Annotated in this window: 13 protein-coding genes; 6 read left to right on the top strand and 7 right to left on the bottom strand. The window is 60.7% G+C overall.

Annotated features, from left to right (window positions below; genetic code table 11):
- Positions 1 to 6: 6 nt before the first annotated feature.
- The 3 genes from ABIC17_RS12185 to ABIC17_RS12175 all read right to left on the bottom strand — a co-directional run bounded on the left by ABIC17_RS12185 (position 7) and on the right by ABIC17_RS12175 (position 3386).
- Entirely contained in the window at positions 7 to 969 is a 963-nt protein-coding gene (locus ABIC17_RS12185; RefSeq protein WP_354282078.1) for a glycosyl transferase family 90, read from the bottom strand.
- A gap of 18 nt (positions 970 to 987) precedes the next feature.
- Positions 988 to 1935, bottom strand: coding sequence for a UDP-glucuronic acid decarboxylase family protein (locus tag ABIC17_RS12180; protein ID WP_354282077.1), 948 nt, complete (start codon positions 1933 to 1935; stop codon positions 988 to 990).
- 251 nt (positions 1936 to 2186) lie between these two features.
- On the bottom strand, positions 2187 to 3386 hold the full coding sequence (locus tag ABIC17_RS12175; RefSeq protein ID WP_354282076.1) for a right-handed parallel beta-helix repeat-containing protein: 1200 nt from the start codon (positions 3384 to 3386) through the stop codon (positions 2187 to 2189).
- Between the two features lie 135 nt (positions 3387 to 3521).
- Here ABIC17_RS12175 and ABIC17_RS12170 point away from each other — a divergent pair, with 135 nt between their 5' ends.
- From ABIC17_RS12170 to ABIC17_RS12155, 4 genes are all read left to right on the top strand, one after another.
- Positions 3522 to 5681, top strand: coding sequence for a glycosyltransferase (locus ABIC17_RS12170; protein WP_354282075.1), 2160 nt, complete (start codon positions 3522 to 3524; stop codon positions 5679 to 5681).
- A gap of 76 nt (positions 5682 to 5757) precedes the next feature.
- Positions 5758 to 6873 carry a glycosyltransferase family 4 protein gene (locus ABIC17_RS12165; protein ID WP_354282074.1) on the top strand — a complete coding sequence of 372 codons (1116 nt, stop codon included), beginning with the start codon at positions 5758 to 5760 and terminating at the stop codon, positions 6871 to 6873.
- Positions 6870 to 8180, top strand: a complete 1311-nt coding sequence (locus ABIC17_RS12160; RefSeq protein WP_354282073.1) for a glycosyltransferase family 4 protein — start codon at positions 6870 to 6872, stop codon at positions 8178 to 8180. Before ABIC17_RS12165 ends, ABIC17_RS12160 begins: the two co-directional genes overlap by 4 nt.
- A 105-nt stretch (positions 8181 to 8285) precedes the next feature.
- Positions 8286 to 9518 (top strand): polysaccharide biosynthesis/export family protein, encoded by a 1233-nt coding sequence (locus tag ABIC17_RS12155; protein ID WP_354282072.1) that lies wholly within the window; start codon positions 8286 to 8288, stop codon positions 9516 to 9518.
- 397 nt (positions 9519 to 9915) lie between these two features.
- On the opposite strand, the gene ABIC17_RS12150 is transcribed toward ABIC17_RS12155, so the two are convergent.
- Positions 9916 to 11046: a KpsE/RkpR family capsule polysaccharide export protein gene (locus ABIC17_RS12150; RefSeq protein ID WP_354282071.1), complete on the bottom strand. Its 1131-nt coding sequence runs from the start codon at positions 11044 to 11046 to the stop codon at positions 9916 to 9918.
- Between the two features lie 10 nt (positions 11047 to 11056).
- Positions 11057 to 11869: an ABC transporter permease gene (locus tag ABIC17_RS12145; RefSeq protein WP_354282070.1), complete on the bottom strand. Its 813-nt coding sequence runs from the start codon at positions 11867 to 11869 to the stop codon at positions 11057 to 11059.
- Positions 11870 to 12254: 385 nt separating this feature from the next.
- On the opposite strand from ABIC17_RS12145, the gene ABIC17_RS12140 reads away from it, so the two are divergent.
- Positions 12255 to 13166, top strand: coding sequence for an FkbM family methyltransferase (locus ABIC17_RS12140; RefSeq protein WP_354282069.1), 912 nt, complete (start codon positions 12255 to 12257; stop codon positions 13164 to 13166).
- 10 nt (positions 13167 to 13176) lie between these two features.
- Here ABIC17_RS12140 and ABIC17_RS12135 read toward each other — a convergent pair whose 3' ends face one another.
- A complete protein-coding gene (locus ABIC17_RS12135) occupies positions 13177 to 15366 on the bottom strand; it encodes a glycosyltransferase family 4 protein (protein WP_354282068.1) in 2190 nt (729 codons plus the stop codon).
- A gap of 418 nt (positions 15367 to 15784) precedes the next feature.
- The gene (locus ABIC17_RS12130) at positions 15785 to 17125 is read right to left on the bottom strand and encodes a class I SAM-dependent methyltransferase (RefSeq protein ID WP_354282067.1); all 1341 of its coding nucleotides are present in this window, start codon (positions 17123 to 17125) and stop codon (positions 15785 to 15787) included.
- 226 nt (positions 17126 to 17351) lie between these two features.
- Between ABIC17_RS12130 and ABIC17_RS12125 the strand changes: the two genes are divergently transcribed.
- Positions 17352 to 18103, top strand: a protein-coding gene (locus tag ABIC17_RS12125; RefSeq protein WP_354282066.1) for an IS5 family transposase whose coding sequence is annotated in 2 segments (ribosomal slippage) — positions 17352 to 17685 and positions 17685 to 18103 — 753 coding nt in all. Because the reading frame shifts where the segments join, the coding sequence is not laid out codon by codon here.
- Positions 18104 to 18191: the final 88 nt, after the last annotated feature.

The raw sequence follows: 18191 nt of genomic DNA, 5'->3' as shown, positions 1-18191 counted from the left end.
CGGCAGCTACGCTCGATACAGGGTTGCGGCAGCCGCGGCCATTTCGTCCGCAAAGATCATATCGCGGGCAAATTTCGCCCCACGCTCCGCGATGGCGGCGCATTCTTCCACATGCTCGAGTGACCAGGCAATCTGGCTTTCGACGTCGGACAAGTCCTTCGCAACGGGAACGTAATGGACCCACGGCAGCAAACGAGAGGCATACCATTGATGCCAGTCGCTCTCGACTTTCAATACACAACACCCAAGGCGAAGCTTCAGCATGAAGTTCCAGCTGTTGGAATTGCCGTCGATATCCAGGATGTAGCGATAACGTGCCATATCGCCCATCGGCAGGAACGGCTTTAACAGGCCTTCCTCGGCTAGTCGGTCCTGGATCAACTGTTCCTGCTGTGGGTCAGCCCCTTGCACCGCTGCATTGAGCCCAACGTCGGCTAAGGCTCCGAGCCGCGAAACGGTTCGGCACAAACGATATCGCGGGAGCCGATCGAGGTCCTCGACACGCTGATGAAAAAGCCCCGTCGTCGAGCCCCGCCAGACGAAGGTGGACGCCCGCTCATGCCATGGCATATTGGGCGCCGGTGCATCTTCATACCCCCGCGCGTTGAAATAATAGAGGTCCGGAATTAGCGCCACATTGTTCCAGGACGCCATCGTTTCCCACGATACGCTCGAAATGTTGACCGGGACATCCTCAGCCTGAAGGATCAGGCGAACGTCGTGATCGGGCGCCGCGCCGTTCGACAGCGCCGCACTCTGCAGATATTTGCAGTAAACGATGGCTGACAATACACGTTCGTGCGGCCCGCCTCCGGCAAAGTCAGTCGCTTGGAACCGCAACTTCCCTGGCTCCATCCGGCCTGAAACAAGAACCGTGAGAAACGGATTGCAGTGTGGGCCTACCACCTCCTGAAACGCCGCAAGAGGGACCGTCACAACATTTTGTAGCATCGAAACACCCATATTCATCGTAAGCGTCAGCCGAGCCTAAGCCACAAACTTCTGAAAATACGCTATGGTTCGTGCAAGACCGTCTTCGAGTGAGACCGTTGGTTCCCAATCCAGCGTCTTGCGTGCCAGACCGATGTCGGGGCACCGCTGAGTGGGATCGTCCTGCGGCAAGGGCTCGAACGCGAGCGTAGAGGACGAGTTGGTCAACGCAATGATCCGTTCCGCCAGTTCGCGGATCGTGATTTCATGCGGATTGCCCAGATTGATCGGACCGGTCACGGAGGCATCAGTTCCCATCAGCCGTACGAACCCCTCGATCAGGTCTGAAACGAAGCAGAAGGAGCGCGTTTGGCTGCCGTCGCCATACAGTGTGATCGGATTGCCCCGCAGCGCCTGCAGAATGAAGTTCGAGACGACGCGTCCATCCTGCGGATGCATGTTCGGACCGTACGTATTGAAGATCCGGGCTACTTTGATCTCAACGCCATGCTGACGATGATAATCAAAGAAGAGCGTCTCGGCGACACGCTTACCTTCGTCGTAGCAGGCCCGTGGCCCCAGTGTATTGACATTGCCGCAGTATAGTTCGGTCTGCGGGTGGACTTGCGGCTCGCCGTAAATCTCACTGGTACTTGCCTGGAATATCTTTGCCTTAACACGCTTAGCGAGCCCAAGCATATTGACTGCCCCAACGACGCTCGTCTTCGTCGTCTGTACCGGATCGAATTGATAATGAATCGGCGATGCCGGGCAAGCTAGGTTATAGATCTCGTCGACTTCTACATATAGTGGAAATGTAACATCGTGGCGAATTGCTTCGAATTTTGGAATTTTGATCAGAAGCTCAATGTTTTGCTTTCTACTGGTAAAGTAGTTGTCGACGCAAAGGACATCGTTTCCGTCTGCCAGAAGGCGTTCACAAAGATGTGATCCAAGGAAGCCGGCACCGCCGGTAACTAACACACGCTTTCTTGAGAAGTTCATTTATCAACCCATTCTGCTGAAACACTTTAATCACACGGATATAAGTTTCGTCTCAACACAACACAGCCGACCGTTCCTATCCCGAACGCGTATCGCCTATGTAGAATGACACTTACCAGAAAGCGACCCCCTTATAGTTGCACAAGTATTTTTCATGCCAAGGGTTCAGCAGCCTATCACTATAATGGGCATTAACAGTGACAGTGGGGGCTGTCCCGTGACCGTCGACTGCCGCATCGCTTGTTAAGATGTCACTGAACCGGGGTGACCGGCAGCAAGCTGTAGTTTAAAATGCAATAATGCGTAGCGGACGTAGGTCCGGATACAGGGCGGGCCATCAGCAGGCGCGCCGCAGGGACGATGTTGGTGGCCACGCCCTCAATACGCTGTGGCCCACACATACCGGGATAGGTCCCGGTGCTTACCGCAAGATCGTTTCGTTCGATCGTCATCGGTCCTGTTAGCGTATCAACGTTGAGCGCGAGCATGGCACCGCGAACGCGATTGTCGGTGACGGCCCCACCAAAGGCGGGAGCAGCATACCATGGCGCTGACCCGATCATGATCCCGAAGCCGCAACGCCGCTGCGTCCCGCAGTCGATCCGGTTCCGGGTGACTTGCGTGCCAGTATAATCTCCGCTCGTGGCCTTTGGCCAAGCCTGCAGCATTAGTTCGGCGAACGATCCACCGGCGGCGGCACCACCGTGGGTGAAGACATTATCGCTGACGATACAATCGACACAGCTGCCGAAAATCAACTGCACGTCCGTATTGTCGTGAAAGCGGTTGCCTAAGACGCGAAATTTGCGCGCAGTGTGGATGGTCAGCCCATCCGCCCACCCCAGCAAGACGTTGTGGGTGCCATTACCAAGAAAGGCATTATCTGTGATGACCGCACCGGCACCGCTGCCATATTCAAGCGCCGTATAGCACGCCATGTCTCGGAACACCGAACCGTTGATCACGACATCGCTGCCGGTGACCCGCACCCCGCCCGCCATCGGGCGAAGGGCTTCCGATGTGCACCGCTTGGCCGACCCCCCTGGGTCGCTCAATCGGGTACCCTGAAACACCAGATGGTCGAGCCTGACCCCATCGCTGGTCACGTCCACGGGCATCACCGATCCAGGATTGTCAGCCTGTATCATCGCAAGATGCAGCACCGCACAGCGGCGCTCATTTGTGAAGCAGGATGGCGCGGTACGTGCCAAACCACGGGTCGTCAGCGTGACCGCGCGTCGTATGTGAATGGGCGTGCCGATCCGGTACCGGCCCGCAGGAAGAGCGATCGCGCCGTGTGGCGGCGTGGCGTCAAGGCACGCTTGAAGCGCCGGGCCTGCATCCTGCTGACCGCCAACGAGGGGCGGTACTGCCGCGCAGGGTGCGACGGCGCGCGGGACTTTGTCACCCGCTTTGGTTCCACCCGCCAATCCCAGCCATCCGATCGTCAAGACTAGCAGAGCCAATAGTAAGGCCTTGGCAATCGGCCACAACCTCCGGGGCATTTGCTTGCGAGACGATCCTGTGTGGTGCAGGGAGGCCTTGAGCAAGGGGGGCCGACGGCCCGGAAGCTGTAGGAGCAAGACATGCTTTCAAAAATTTGGGGCAATACACGCAGCGCTAACGATCGGCGTAAGGGGAATCAATGCCGGGATGCCCGCGATTGGCCGGGTGCTGCAAATGCCTTTGCACGTCATGTCGCCAGCAATCCTGCCGATCAGCCGATCTGGGTGCAATTGGGCCACGCCTGGAAAGAACAGGGAATGCTGACAGAAGCAGCCCAGGCGTACCAGACCGCTGTAGATCTTGATGTGGCTGACACTGATGCGAACCTTCATCTTGCCGATGTTCTGCGCCGGCTCGGAAAGGGCGAAGAAGCTCTTGCGGCATATGAGCGCGTCAACGCCGTCTCGCCCAATGTCGAAAGCATGCAGCAAATCCGCCTGCTTCGCCGTGACACCAAGGCGACCATAGCGGTCGGACTAGGCACTGGGACGACCTTCTTTGCGATTCAGGACCTGTTCGGATATCTCAAGGCCCATGTAACCATGTCCGGGATCCAGCGTGTGCAGGCAGGAATTGCCATGCATGCGATCCGAGACGCCGCGATTGATGTCCGTTTTGTCTTGAGTGAGGTCGGTTCCCACACTCAGGGGCTACCCGCGGGCGAGTTCTGGATGGTCGACAATGCGCAGATGCTGCGCGTGATCGAATATGCGTCGGGTAAGAAGGTCGATCACGAAACGCTACGCGCAATGCTCATGGCATGCGAAGATTCTGCGGAGCGCGTGCGGCCGATGCAAGGCAGCACCGTCATCCTGCTTGGTGCCTTTTGGGGCAGCGGGAGCAGCGTCCAGACCTTCGTTCAAGCCAAAGTCGATGGCGTTCGGATTGGCGCCTATGTGTATGACATCATCCCGGTTACCCATCCGGAATTTTGTGACGATTCCTTGGTCACCGATTTCACCATGGCCATTTGCGAGCTTTGCGCCACGGCCGACTTCATCCTGACGATTTCGGACGCGACGCAGGTAGCCTTGCGCGAGTTCATTGCGCAGAACGACGGACGACCGATTCCGATGTCGACCGTCCCCTTGGCGCATCATCTGACGCGCGAAGCGGACGACGCCGTGACGTGGCCGGAACAGCTCAGCCGCGTGCGCGGCAAACGTTATGTCGCCTATGTTTCGACAATCGAAGGCCGCAAGAACCACCTGTACGTCATCAACGCCTGGCGGCGCCTGATCGCCGAGGGCGTCGACGTGCCCGAGCTCGTCTTTGTCGGCCGCCATGGCTGGAAGATCGGGGCGCTCACCGATGTCCTCAAGGCAACCGACAATCTCGGCGGTCGACTCCACATCGCCCACAACTTGTCCGACGGTGAGCTCAACGCCGTCTATGCCGGCTGTGCCTTTTCGGTCTTTACGAGCTTCGTCGAAGGCTGGGGTCTACCGGTCGGCGAAAGCCTGTATCAGGGGCGCCCGTGCGTTGCGTCCAATACCTCTTCGATTCCGGAAGTCGGTGGGGATCTGGTCGATTACATCGATCCGTTCAACCTGACCCAGGGGGTCGAAGTCTTCCGTCGCATGATCACGGACCGCAAATATCTCGAGAGCCGCACCGAAAACATTCGCAAGCATTTCGTCGGGCGGACGTGGAGGGACGTCGGGGTCGATTTCCTAAAAAAGGTAAAGACTCACCAGAATGCGCCAATTGCACCGCTGAAGCTGACGCTGCGCGAGGGGGACGCATTTTCGTTCCAGTTCCACGCTGGGGACAAAATTGATGTCTACCGGTACTTCCACCGCCTCAATCGGCTTTTGTTGCAATCGTCAGATTTCTATGCCGCCGAAGACCATGGGGTCTGGTTGCGTGGCGCTCGTCCTGAAATCGCCATCCCAACAGATATGACACCAGGTTCGACAGTATTCATCTACGTCAAGCTCTCCTCCACCCCGTGGGGCAGTGGCTGTCGATTAAGCGTAATGGATCAGGCGTCCGGCACCGAAACGGTCTCTGTTGGCTTGAATCAAATGAACGGTCAATCAATCCGCTTCCCAGTCGAGATTGATACCGAAGGCGTCATACGTCTGCAATTTGTCGTGAGCGGACCTTATACATCTCCAGCGAACGACACGCGCGATTTCGTGATCGGATTGGGATCCATCGGATACGCCCGACCCGACAACACGACGGCACGGCAGGAGTTAATCGAAACCATGACCCTGCGGGATCTGTCCGCCTGACCGCCATCTGTCATCGTCTACGGGTCCCCTCGCAATGACGGGTGCGAGGGGAACACCGATCTGCATCGACGGACGCATGCTGAACGACGCCGGGTCGGGCACCGGGGTCGGTCAATTTGCGCGGACGTTGATCGCCGCGTTGCAAGGTGCGGGGGTTGATCCAGCGATTCTGGGTGACGGCGGCATTACGGTACGCCGGACACAGTTCGGCAAGCTGTTGGCCGCCGCCCGCCCGTGGGCGCGTCGCGCGACCGTCGCGCCGCACGGGTTCGCGATCCGCGACGTGTTTCGCGAGGCGCAGGTGTTTTTCGATATCCACCGCCGGCCAATGCCGATCATCCTGCCCGGACCGCCTGGAACGATGCACTGGACCTATCCCCTCCCGCTCCGGGCGGTCGGCTGGCGAAACCTCTATACCGTGCACGATGTCCTGCCGCTTGATCCGGCGATCCCAAGCCCGGTCAATGGCCCTCGGCTGCGAAAACTGCTGAACGCGTTGCGCGCTGCGGGGGGAGAGTTCGGCACCGTATCGGAGGCTGCCCGCGACCAGATCGTCGCCCGCATGGGCTGGCCACGCGAGATCGTACCGTCCTGCCATCAGGCCGTAGCCGTCGTCACCGCAAGCGCCGATGCTGTCAGCACTACGGCGGCCCAAGGGCTACCCGACGGCCTGCGGCGGGACGGGTATCTTCTGTATGTCGGAGCGGTCGAAGCCCGCAAGAACCTGCCCCGCCTGCTCGAGGCCTATCGCATTAGCGGGATCACGACGCCTTTGGTCATCTCCGGACCGGACGGCCTCGACTCTGTTCATATCGACGCGCAGATTGCCGGGACGCCTGGAGCGGTGCGACTGGGGCTGCAATCGCGCGCTGCGGTGCTCTCCCTGATCGCCAATGCCCGCGCCCTGGTGTTTGTGTCGCTCGCGGAAGGGTTCGGCTTGCCGGTGATCGAGGCCATGGCGCTCGGCACGCCAGTGCTTGCCGGAGACGTCGCTGCGCTGGCGGAAGTCGCGGGTGGTGCCGCGATGCTGGCCGATCCCCTCGATATTGCCGCACTCCGCGACGCGCTGGTCACGATCGATGCGGACGCCGACCTGCGGGATCGGTTGTCCGCGGAAGGAATCGCTCGCGCTCAACACTTTGCGCTCGCCCCCTATGCACAGCGCCTCCTTACCCTGTACGGAATGGCATGACCGACACCAGCGTATCGCCCATACGGGTAGGCCTCGATGGCTACAATCTTGCCCTCCCGCAGGGAACCGGGGTCGCGACCTACGGCCGCAACCTCGCCGCTGCGATCGACGAACTTGGCTACCCGATCGATCTCGTCTTCGGCGTCAACATTCCGCGCAAGGCCGACATCGACCTGCGCGAATCCTTGTTTTTCGGGCAATTGGGTGCGGATGCGCCGAAGCGGCTCAACTGGCGCAAGAAGGTCAGGCGGTGGCGGGTACATCCGTTGGCGCATGACATGATCGAGATCCCGGTCACCGGCCGTGCGGTGCTGGAGGATGCGGGGGATCGGTTGCCGCGGTTCGATCGGCTGTTCAACCTCAGCGAGATCTACGACGTGTGCGCGCGGCATTTCCGTCGTTATGGGCGTTTCATGACATTGCGGATGCCCAACCCGCCGACGATCATGCACTGGACTTACCCCCTGCCCCTGCGCGTGGCGGGAGCGCGCAACATCTACACGCTGCACGATCTGGTACCTTTGCGGCTGCCGCGCGCCAGCCTTGAGGACAAACGATATTACGACACGCTGACCCGCGCCTGCGTGACGCGCGGCGATCACATCGTGACGGTCTCGGAAAAGTCGCGTTCCGATATCATCGAACTGCTCGGTGCCGACCCGGGGCATGTCACCAATTGCTACCAGGCAAGCGACATGCCCGTGCTGCGCGATCCGCAGGCGTTGGCAGGTCGCCTGCGACGCTTGTTCGACCTCGACATGAAGGGCTATTTCTTGTTCTTCGGGGCCATCGAACCCAAGAAGAACCTCGGGCGCGTGATCCAGGCGTATCTCGAGGCGGATCTCGAAACGCCGCTGGTGATCGTCGGCGCGGAAGCCTGGCATGCCGATCGCGAACTCAAGTTGCTCGGTACAGCGCATGGCCGCCAACTGCCCGGCGTCGACCGGATCCGCCGGATCGATTACGTTCCGCGGGCATTGCTCACCGATTTGCTGCACGGCGCCAAGGCGAGCCTGTTTCCTGCGCTGTATGAGGGCTTTGGCCTTCCCGCGCTGGAGACGCTTGCGGCCGGCGTCCCGCTGCTGTCGAGCACGACGGGCGCGCTTCCCGAAGTAGCGGGCGCGGCGGCGCTGGCGGTTGACCCATATGATGTCGACGCGATGGTTGCTGCGCTCCGTCGACTTGATACGGATGCAGCGCTGCGCGCGCGGCTTTCCGAACAGGGGCCAGCGCAGGCCGCGCTATTCTCCCGTGCGGCGTTTGCGGAACGCGTTCGTCAACTTTACCAACAGGTCGCTAGGCGCTAGGCGGACTGACGAAGCGCGTGCCTGGGCGATCCCGCGTCACGCCGTTTGATCAAACTGTGCTGCCTTGAGCGACACTGGAGTAATATCATGCGTACTAAGCGCTCAATGAACATCGTACGCCCCGGTCTGACCCTGCTTGCCCTGACTGCAGTTAGCGGTTGTGCCACCCTTCCCCGCAACGGCCCGACCGGGCGCCAGATTACCCAGGATGTCACCAAGCAGAACGACATCGGGTTCGAGGTCGTCGACATCGCACCCAGCAATATCGGCGCCCTGTCGACGATGGATACCCCGACCGGCGCCTTGGCGGCGCTGTCCGTGGAAGGGTATGTCGATACGCTTGGACCCGGCGACGTGCTCTCGGTCGAGATTTACGAAGTCGGCGCATCGCTTTTCGGCGGACGCGCCTCGATCGCCAGTGCAAGTGCAGCTGGGAGTAGCGCTGTTGGCGAAGCGGCACCGTCCGCATCGTCGCAGACGATCGGCGACGGTGGCGTCGTCGTCGACCGCAACGGCACCATAACCGTTCCATATGTCGGAACGATCTCCGTGACCGGGCTTACGCCTGCCGAGGTGCAACGCAAGATCTTGGCGGGCCTCCGCGGGAAATCGCAAAGTCCGCAAGTGATCGTCTCGCTGCGGCGCAACGTCGCCAACACCGTCGTTGTGATGGGCGCGGTCTCCGCTCCACGCCGCGTCCCCTTGACGCTGGCACGCGAACGTCTGCTCGATGTCATTGCAGACACCGGCGGCATAACGCGCGCTACCCAGAGCGGCGCGTCGACAGCGACCGGCACCGGCGCACAGGATTCGATCGTACGGTTCACGCGGCGCGGCAGGACCGTCGAGCAGCCGCTCGATACGGTATTGTCGGGATCGGCGGACGATCTCGTCCTGCTGGGTGGTGACCGGATCGAACTGATCCGCCAGCCGCGCACGTTCACGGTTTTCGGCGCGATCGACCGGATTTCGCAGATCCCGTTCGAAAGCCGCACGCTGACGCTGGCCGAGGCGCTCGCGCGCGCCGGCGGACCGAATGACGGTCGCGCCGATCCGCGCTCGGTCTTCGTTTTCCGCCTGCCCGAGGGTGCTACGGCACCGGTGGGACCGGCGCGTCCGGGTGACCCGGCGGTCCCCGTTGCGATGACCGCCAAACCGGTGATCTATCGGATCGACATGCTGCGGGCACAGAACTACTTCCTGGCGCAGCGGTTCGTGATGCGGGACAAGGACGTCGTGTATATCGCCAATGCCTCGGCAAACCAGCCGCTGAAGCTTGTACAGGCACTGGGGCAACTGTTCTCGCCGGTCATTGCGGTGCAGAATGCGACCCGCTGATCGCGCCCTTCTTGGGACCATAGGGATGCCATTGCAGCTGAACTGAGGCGATTTGGGCCCACTGTGGTACTGGCGAGAGTCGCATTGCGGCTGCGGCAACAAGACCACAGGGCTCAAGCATCGCTACCAGTCAGCCGTTCGGTGGCGCTGGTGTGCGTCTAAAACCTGTCTCGAAATCACTGAATACGCGCATTTGCTGCGTTCAGGCAGCCGCGTCCTGCACGAAAACGATGTCACAACGCCGTCAATCGCGCTGTTTTGGGTAGCGTGCGCATTACCCGAGGCGATGACAACGAGCCCCTGCTCGACAGCGTTGGCGGACACTTACGTCCGCCGGGGGAGAACGCATCCCTGACGAAACCAGCGCACATCCCGCGCCGGTCACGTTGCATCGGGGTCAGGCAGCATGCTCCCGAACGCCTGCTGCGATCAGCCAGCCAATGCCATAAACGAGCAAGAGCGACAGGAATACCGTTACGACGATCTTCGTGCGCTGCGGGTAGAGCGCACGGACCGGCAGATTGGCATCGACGACCGGCACGACGAACAGCTGTTGACGGCGTGCCTCGTCCTGCGCCCGCAAGAGCGCGGTGGAGGCCATTTCAAACTGTTTGCCAGCCATTTCCTGGCGCATCTTGATCCCTTCGTAAGCGCCCATTCCCGACGCCACGTTACCGGGACCGCTCGACAATTTGGACGTTTCGGCTGCGACCTGACGGGATAATGCCGCCACGCGCTGACGCGTTGCCTGAAGCTGCGGACTGTTCGAGGCGAGCACTGCGGCCATCGACGATTCCTGCGCCTGCGCGACCGCCAATTGACCCTGCAACTGGGAAACCATGCTGGTGCGCGACGTTCCGGTGACCTGCGGGTTGAAATCCTGCCCGCTGCGACGGAACTGCGTAATCCTGCCCTGCACCTGCGCCAGACTGGATTCGGCTTCCTGGACGCGCTGCCGGGACATGGCCACGGCATTGGCGTAGTTGCGCTTGTTCAGTGTGTTAACCCGGTTCTCTCCGAGCTGGGTTAATTCGCGAATGATCAGGTACGAATCCTCCGGTCGGAAGCTTCGAACCCTCAGCACCGTGATGCCGGTTTCCGTGCTGACATCAACGTCCGCCTTGCCGTTGAAATAACGCAGAAGCTGTTCCGGGGTCGGGCTTGAATACCAGAGCCGGGAGAAAAAGTCCGCTTCCGGTCGGCGGAACCGCTGGCTTAGTCCGATCCGGCTTTGCAACGCGGCAACCGCGTCATGCGATTTGAGATAGTCCGCGACGACCAAGGCATCGCGCTCCGACGAAGCGCCGCCGACAAGGGTCAAGGCCTGCCCTAGCCCCGTCGGCGCGGCGGGCTGGGAGTCGGCCGTCCTGACGACGAAATGCGCTTCGGACTCATACTGATTCGCTGCGATGAGATAGTAATAAGCAGCAACGAGCGCTGTCGGTAACAGCACGATCAGGCACCAGTTGCGGTGTGCGCGCAACCACCCAATCAGCCCGGACCGGTCGGTTGAAGAGGAGTTATTCAAGATGGCTACCTTAGTGAAGGTGAACGCGACGCCGCGTCGCCCGAATAGACGTGAGTCCGAAATAGGTTAGCGTCAGACACCAGACGACGATGTAAGAAACATCGACGTACGTATCCTTCGCGGCATGAAATTGTCCGAAGCGCACCAGCTCGAAGATGGTTACAAGCGGGAACCAGGTGAGCCACGACCTGTAAGGTTCCGGTATCCAGATCAATTGATAGAACGCCCCGGACAGTGGCATCAGGACATACGTAATCGGGTGAACGAAGCGAGCGACCAGACGGTTGTCATGGGTCCACGCGCAGATCAACATGGACAACCCAAACGAGAACCAGATCATAAGCCCGATACCGAGCAGCAGCTCAAACGGGCGATCGGGAACGGTTGCTAATCCCATAATCGTCACGAACCCGAGCAGGACAAAAAGGCTAACGATGGTGCCGGCAGCCTCGAGCAGAGCGCGGGCTACCATCATGTCCAGAATGGTCACGCGCCGATGATAGAGCAGCGGCATGTTCGATTCGAGCACCCCTTCTGCGCGTGTCACCATACCGCGGAACATGATGAAAACGGTATAGCCCAGGATCGCGAACGGAACCGGATTTATACCGCCGTGCGAACCGCCTCCGGTATGCAGCAACGCTACCGCTGCTGCCAGCGTCATCGGCTCGAGGAAAATCCACAGATAGCCGATATTTTCACGGCCGTATCGGGTATGCAACTCGCGCATCAGCAGCGCGCCGATGACGTTCCCCTGGACCTGCAGTCCACGCCAGAAACCCCGATCGCCAGTCGATCCCGACGTACCCGAAATCATGGTCATATATGACTATCCATGGCGGCGCGAGACGTACGGCACGACATCCTGTGACGAAGACCACGGCGAACATTTGCTAAAATCTGTAACACGTTCGTATCATCCGAACGCATTTCCCAAGGGACATATGTCGCCGTCACCGTAGAGTCCAAAAGGCCAGAAACCCCGAAATTGCGTACGGGCTTGTCCAAGCGACACCATACGCTGTTATCGGATCCGTCGCTGAGCATGCCGAGGCGTTTAGGCGGTAAGAAAAGGACATACAAGCTGGTAAGACGCTGACGCTAGATCGTTCAGCCATTGGTGAGTCCGCCTGCCCGGCAAAGCGACGCACACGGTTCCTGTTGTTAAATAGTCGCCTTATTGCCCGGCTTGGCATATGCCCCCCCGAATGAAGCACTCCCCCCTCCTGTCGGGCATTGCCGCGCGTTTAACGCGGCGATCGTCCACCGATGCGGGCATCCGCCTGTTCCATCTCGACCATCTCCTGACCCATTCGCGGCAGCGCAACGAGGCGGTGATCCGCGCCCTCTGCAGCAATGCCTATCTAGGTGACGGTCGCTCGCTGTGCCGCGTCCTCGGCCGCTACAAGATGATCGTCGATACCACCGATGTCGGGCTGTCGAGCCATCTGCTGCTCGATGGCTATTGGGAGATGTGGCTTACTGAATTGCTCACTAGGCTGGTCAAACCCGGTATGAAGGTGGTGGATGTCGGCGCGAACCTGGGCTATTTTTCGCTATTGATGGCGGATCTGGTCGGTTCGGGCGGGCATGTCTACGCGTTCGAGCCCAACACCGACCTGGCGCGGCGCATGACGCAAAGTCTTGCGATCAACGGTTTCGCCGACATCGCCACGGTCCACGAGCAGGCCCTTGCCGATGCTGAGGGGGACGTGCTGCTGGTCGTGCCGACCGACGAACCCAAGAACGGTCACCTGCTCCCTGCCGATCATCCCGTTTCGGGCGACGCCGCCACCGAAACCCGCTTCATGCGGACCCGGCGTCTGGACAGCTATGTCGAGTTGCTCGACGCGGACCTCATCAAGATCGACGCCGACACGTCGGAACTCGCGATCTGGCACGGTATGGCCGAGATCCTCGCGCAACGGCGTTCGCTGACGATCGTGCTCGAATTCGCCCGGATGCGCTATGCCGATCCGGGGGCGTTCATCGATCAGATCGTCGCGGACGGTTTCACCCTGGCGGAGATCACGCTCGAGGCGGGGATCCAGACGACGACCCGTGCTGCCATCCTTGCCGCGCCCCCCACCGAAGACGTGATGCTATTGCTCGTCCGTTGACCGATCACGCCTACGCGGCGTGCTCGATTACGATTTTCTCGAGAATGACCTGACCAGTCAGCGGGAGGATCGGGATCTGCAGGATTCCCGCAGTTCGCGGAAGTTCGCCAGCAACGATCATCCCGCGGTCGGGCTTGGCCGCACCGTCATGCGCTACGCCGGCGATCTCGACCCGGACCGCTACGGCGTGACGGGTTGCGGCGAAATGAAGGTGGAGCGTCGCGCCCTCGCCCCCTGTCCAGTCGAACCGCAAGGCGGCATCGTCGCCATCGATGCGGCAACCGGTGACACCCGGTGACAGCCAGCTTGGCCCATCGCGAAGGGTCTCACCTTGCTGTGCGGCCAGGGCCGGCACGGCGGGATCGGCGTTTTCGTTCCGCTGCGTCAGCGCAAACGTCCAGGTCCCGGCATCGACGCGCGGCAGCGTTGCATCTGCCCGCGCCGTGACCGATCGCGCCTGCTGCACCACGTCACGCGCGATCGCTTGCCATGTACGCGGTGCATACTCCTGACGAATTGCCGCTTCGGCATGCTGTCGGGCGCCGTCGTCGAGCAGCGGACGAACCGTCGCGGCGATATCTGCCGGGTCATTCGGGTCGAAATAGCGCGCATGACGCCCTCCCGCTTCCGGCAAGGAGGAAACACGCGAGATCGCGGGGACCTTGCCATAAGAAAGCGCTTCCGAAACCGGCAGGCCCCAGCCTTCGTAGAAGCTCGGATACAACGCGAACAGACAATGTTCGTACAGGGCAGCCAGCGTGTCATCCGGGATGCCATGCAGGATCAGGACCATGCGCCGCAGCGCCGGCTGATCGCGCAGCATCTCGTGCAGATGCTCGTTCAACCATCCGCGCCCCCCGACGCATACCAGCCGCGGCACCGCCGCTTCGCCGACGCTTGCGGCAAGCGCCAGCCACGCTTCAAACGCACCCTGGTGGTTCTTGCGCGGCTCGAGTGTCGATACGAACAACACATACCGCTGCGTTTCGAGGCCGTAGGGCCGCAAGGCCTCTACCGAGGCTGCGGCTTGACGGAAATCCCCGTCGAGGCGGACGACCGGAACCGATTGCTCTGGAATCGGGGCATTCCATTCGCCCGATGTCCGCACGAAATCCGCGCGCGTCGCCTCCGAAATGGCCAGGCACCCATCTGCCGAATGCAGCAGGGACCCGAACCACGCACGATAATCGCGGACCAGCGATTGCGCGAACCATTGTGGCCCGATCAACGGGATCAGGTCGAAGACCAGCGGAACGTAGACCACCCCGTGCCGCGCGCGAATCCGGCGGACATCGAGCAAATAGTTCCGGTCGGACCAGGACGTTCCCAGATTGACCAGCACGGTTTCCGGCGCGAACCGGATCGTCCGCGCGGTGGCGATCTTCCGATACAGGTGATCGAGCCCGGCGATCCAGGCGGGATCTGCGATGTCGTCGCTTTGCCGCGCCAGACGGCACAATGCATCGAATTGATCGTGCGGCAACGTGATCCAGCCGCGTCGCGCGCTGGCATAGACGCAGAACACCGGCTGCGGATCGAACACCTGCTCGAGACAGGCCAGCGAAACCTCGATCTGCACGCGCTGAATCCCGGTTGGGAGCCGGCGCTGCCCGAAAAAGGCGAGCAGGTCGGTCACGTCGAACACCATCGCCCCCGGGGGCAAGTGTCCGGTATCCTCCGACCGCAGTTCCGCCGGGTCGATCCCCAATACGCTCAGCGCGTCCGACAGGAAGGCGGGATCGACATCGTCGCGATCGGGCATCAGCCGCACCAGTTCGGACACCGCTTGCAAATTTGTCGGGTCGCGCTGCAACGCCGTCACGAAATAGCTGGCGGCCTCGGCCGGCTGACGCCACGCCTTGGCCATGTGGCCGAGCTGGAGCAATGGCTCGGCATCCGTCGTGCGCAGGCGGGCGGCTTCTTCATAGGCGCTGGTAGCCCGGTCGATCTCGCCGGCTTCCTTCTCCATATGCCCAAGCTGCACCCAGAGATGCTGGAGGTGGGGCTCTTGCGTCAGAGCGCGGCGGTAGGCGGTCGCGGCGGAAGTCCAGTCCTGCCGCGTGCGCGCCGCATTCCCGACCTTGATGTCGCTTGCGGTCGTGCGGCGGACGCGGACACCGTTCGACCGGGGCCCGAACGGGAACCGCAGCGATACGCGGTCCCACCAGCGCTTGAGATCCCGTCTTTTGGTTGATTGCATCCTGTTATCCCTAGCGGGCAGACACCGGGGCCGACAATCATTTTACGGTGGATCGCGCCCGCGGCCTGGAACCCACCGGCGAATACGGATCGATCCTCACGCGAAGCGCGCCTGGACGGTCGGCAGGATTGGATCGGGTCGCAATATGCTTCGAACCCCGGCTTTGTCGGTTGTGTCACGACATGCGTCGGCATCGTTGTCCGTAAGGCAGACCCGGTTGGTGTTGCCCAAGAAATCGTCGCAGAAGATGGCGATGCCCTGGCGGCATTGCCGGCGTGCCGGGGCTCGGACGCCATCCTCTGCGATCGGTTTTCAGCGCGCTTCCATACGCAGTGTTTCTACCATGCGTGGCGACCGAACCCTGCGGCAATGCGATGCGACGTCGCTGCAAGTCATATGCTGCACCATCTAAGGTCGACTACACGATGCGACGGATCGTCGGCAGCGAAGCCTTCCAGTCTGTTCCCGAAACAATCGCCAGCCGGATTTCGAGATCCGTGACGTGTTCGGTAAGGTTGAACTGCCCCGTGGCCAACATTGGACCTTGCGCATTTTTCCCCGAAATCTTTTTTTCGAACAGAATCTTCTCGCCAAGATTGCACGCAATATCCATGCCGAGGGTCCCGCCACCGCCAGCTTCGATCAGGGCGGCGAATTCATACTTGCCGGGTTCGAGGGTAATATACGGCCCATACAACAGCATGCCGGTCTCGTCCCCCTGCTGCCAGAAGGCCGGTCTGCCGTGCAGCATCTTCTTCTGACCGATGAGTGTTAGATATCGCGCAGGATCGATGGAAACTTCACCGTCAGCGTCTACCTTTGGACCAACGACATGATGCGTCGCTCCAGCCGAAGCGGCCTTGGCAAACACCGCATCCTGTTTGTCCGTGCTCATCGTGGCCATGCCGACGTCACCGGCCGCAAAGCCTCCCTTGAACATGTCGAGCTTGAAGCCGTTCCGTTCGAAACAGTCGGTAATGAAGTCGAGCGACCATCCGGATTCGAACCATCCGTGAGAACGGGCAACGAACAGGGACACTTCATCCAATCGAAGTCCCCAGTTCTTCCACCAGAATTCATTGATTGGTTCGCCGACAAAACCGATCACGCCGCTGCCGGGCTTCAGTTTGGTCTTGAGACGTTCGATGAGTTCCCACGGGCGCAGGCAGTGGTGCAGGGATTGCGAGAAGAACGCTCCGTCATATTGCCCGTCCTCGATTGAGGACAGATCGTCAAAATTCAGAATGCTCCGTTCGATCTGCAATCCGCGTGCTGCGGCGCGGCGACGGCTCAGCTCACCAAGCACGGGATCGATATCGATCGCGTGGACGCGGCAACCCATGAACGCCATTACTTCGGACGCAATCCCGTGACCCGCGCCCATGTCCAGCACCCGTGCCTGGCCGGTCAATCCGGCAATCGACATCATCATCGAGACGGCGCGCACATGTTCGCACATCTGCGCGACATCGCGAATCCCGATAGGATTGGGCTGGTTGACCAAGCTTTCGATATCGGTCGGATGAAGTTCTCCATCTGCCTGATTCAGCGTTCGCCCGGAAACCTCTTCGTACAACGAAATCTGCTGCTGATAATATTCTTCGGAGTATGGAGACAAACCTATATCATCAACCTGTGTTACGTATTCGAGTTCAAGAGGCAGAAAACGTTGGATGAACTCTGGGTGCTGAAAATTCCCTGCGTGGCGTTGAACCTCACTAACAAGCTCATCAAGATTGCTGGTATGAATTTTTGGCACGCGTGAAGTTCCCCCAACTGACCTACGAGTCGTTGAAGCTACGTAACGTAGTGTACACAGGATTGGCAGCTTGATTTAATCTCGGATGGTATTGTATTTGTGGGGTAAGAAATATTGCTATCAACGGCAGCGATGGCGAGGCCGAAGACTAGGGTCAGGACCCATAAACCGAATTCCCTTGACGGCGCGAATGTGATTCAGGCTCGGCGACAGCAGGAGCGTGGGTTTGAGCGAGTTCTGGTTGAGTGAAGAGCAGTTCGAGCGGCTTCGGCCGTTGCTGCCGGACAAGGTTCGAGGGGTCGCGCGGGTTGATGACCGGCGTGTGATCAGCGGCATCATCCACGTGGTGAGATCGGGCGGTCGCTGGGTCGATGCACCGGCCTGCTACGGTCCGAGAAGGACGCTGTACAACCGGTTCGTGCGGTGGGCGGCGAACGGCATCTGGCAAGAGATATTCGTCACGCTGGCGGCAGCGGGTGGACCGCCTGCCGAGGTCCTGATCGACAGCACACATATGAAGGCGCACCGCTCGGCGGGCGGCGGAAAAGGGGGGCGCTCGTCCAAGCGATCGGGATCAGCCGAGGTGGCCGCAACAGCAAGCTCCACGCGCTCACCGACGGCGAAGGTCGCCCGCTCCGCTTCCTGCTGACCGGCGGCAACGTCGCCGACTGCCGTGCTGCAGATGTCCTGCTCGACGATCTCGCGCCGCGCACCATCGTCTTGGCGGACAAGGCATATGACAGCAACGCGACCCGCGACCTGATCGAGCGCCAGGGTGCCGTGCCCAACATCCCCTCCAAGGCGAACCGGCGCTGGAAAAGCTGCTTCTCGCGCTCGCTCTACAAAGGCCGAAACGCGGTCGAGCGCATGTTCTGCCGCCTCAAGGATTATCGTCGCATCGCCACTCGCTACGACAAGCTTGCCACAAACTTCCTCGGCGCGATCTACCTCGTGGCAGCCGTCACCTGGTGGTTATGAGTCCTGACCCTAGGCAACGCCCGCTGCGACACCGCTGCCATTCGGTCGAATACCGGATGGCAGCTGCCTGCAAGGGTTACGGTCGGAT

This window comes from Sphingomonas sp. PvP056, from assembly GCF_040549155.1.
Classification (GTDB): domain Bacteria; phylum Pseudomonadota; class Alphaproteobacteria; order Sphingomonadales; family Sphingomonadaceae; genus Sphingomonas.
The sequence above is the reverse complement of the archived record's forward strand: the minus strand, read 5'-3'. Positions and strand labels throughout refer to the sequence as shown.

Bases quoted from the DNA above. Each gene is read 5' to 3' on its own strand.
- ABIC17_RS12185 (WP_354282078.1), bottom strand. From the start codon at position 969: ATGAATATGGGTGTTTCGATGCTACAAAATGTTGTGACGGTCCCTCTT.
- ABIC17_RS12145 (WP_354282070.1), bottom strand. From the start codon at position 11,869: ATGACCATGATTTCGGGTACGTCGGGATCGACTGGCGATCGGGGTTTC.
- ABIC17_RS12165 (WP_354282074.1), top strand. From the start codon at position 5,758: ATGCTGAACGACGCCGGGTCGGGCACCGGGGTCGGTCAATTTGCGCGG.
- ABIC17_RS12155 (WP_354282072.1), top strand. From the start codon at position 8,286: ATGAACATCGTACGCCCCGGTCTGACCCTGCTTGCCCTGACTGCAGTT.
- ABIC17_RS12160 (WP_354282073.1), top strand. From the start codon at position 6,870: ATGACCGACACCAGCGTATCGCCCATACGGGTAGGCCTCGATGGCTAC.
- ABIC17_RS12180 (WP_354282077.1), bottom strand. From the start codon at position 1,935: ATGAACTTCTCAAGAAAGCGTGTGTTAGTTACCGGCGGTGCCGGCTTC.
- ABIC17_RS12135 (WP_354282068.1), bottom strand. From the start codon at position 15,366: ATGCAATCAACCAAAAGACGGGATCTCAAGCGCTGGTGGGACCGCGTA.
- ABIC17_RS12140 (WP_354282069.1), top strand. From the start codon at position 12,255: ATGAAGCACTCCCCCCTCCTGTCGGGCATTGCCGCGCGTTTAACGCGG.
- ABIC17_RS12170 (WP_354282075.1), top strand. From the start codon at position 3,522: ATGCTTTCAAAAATTTGGGGCAATACACGCAGCGCTAACGATCGGCGT.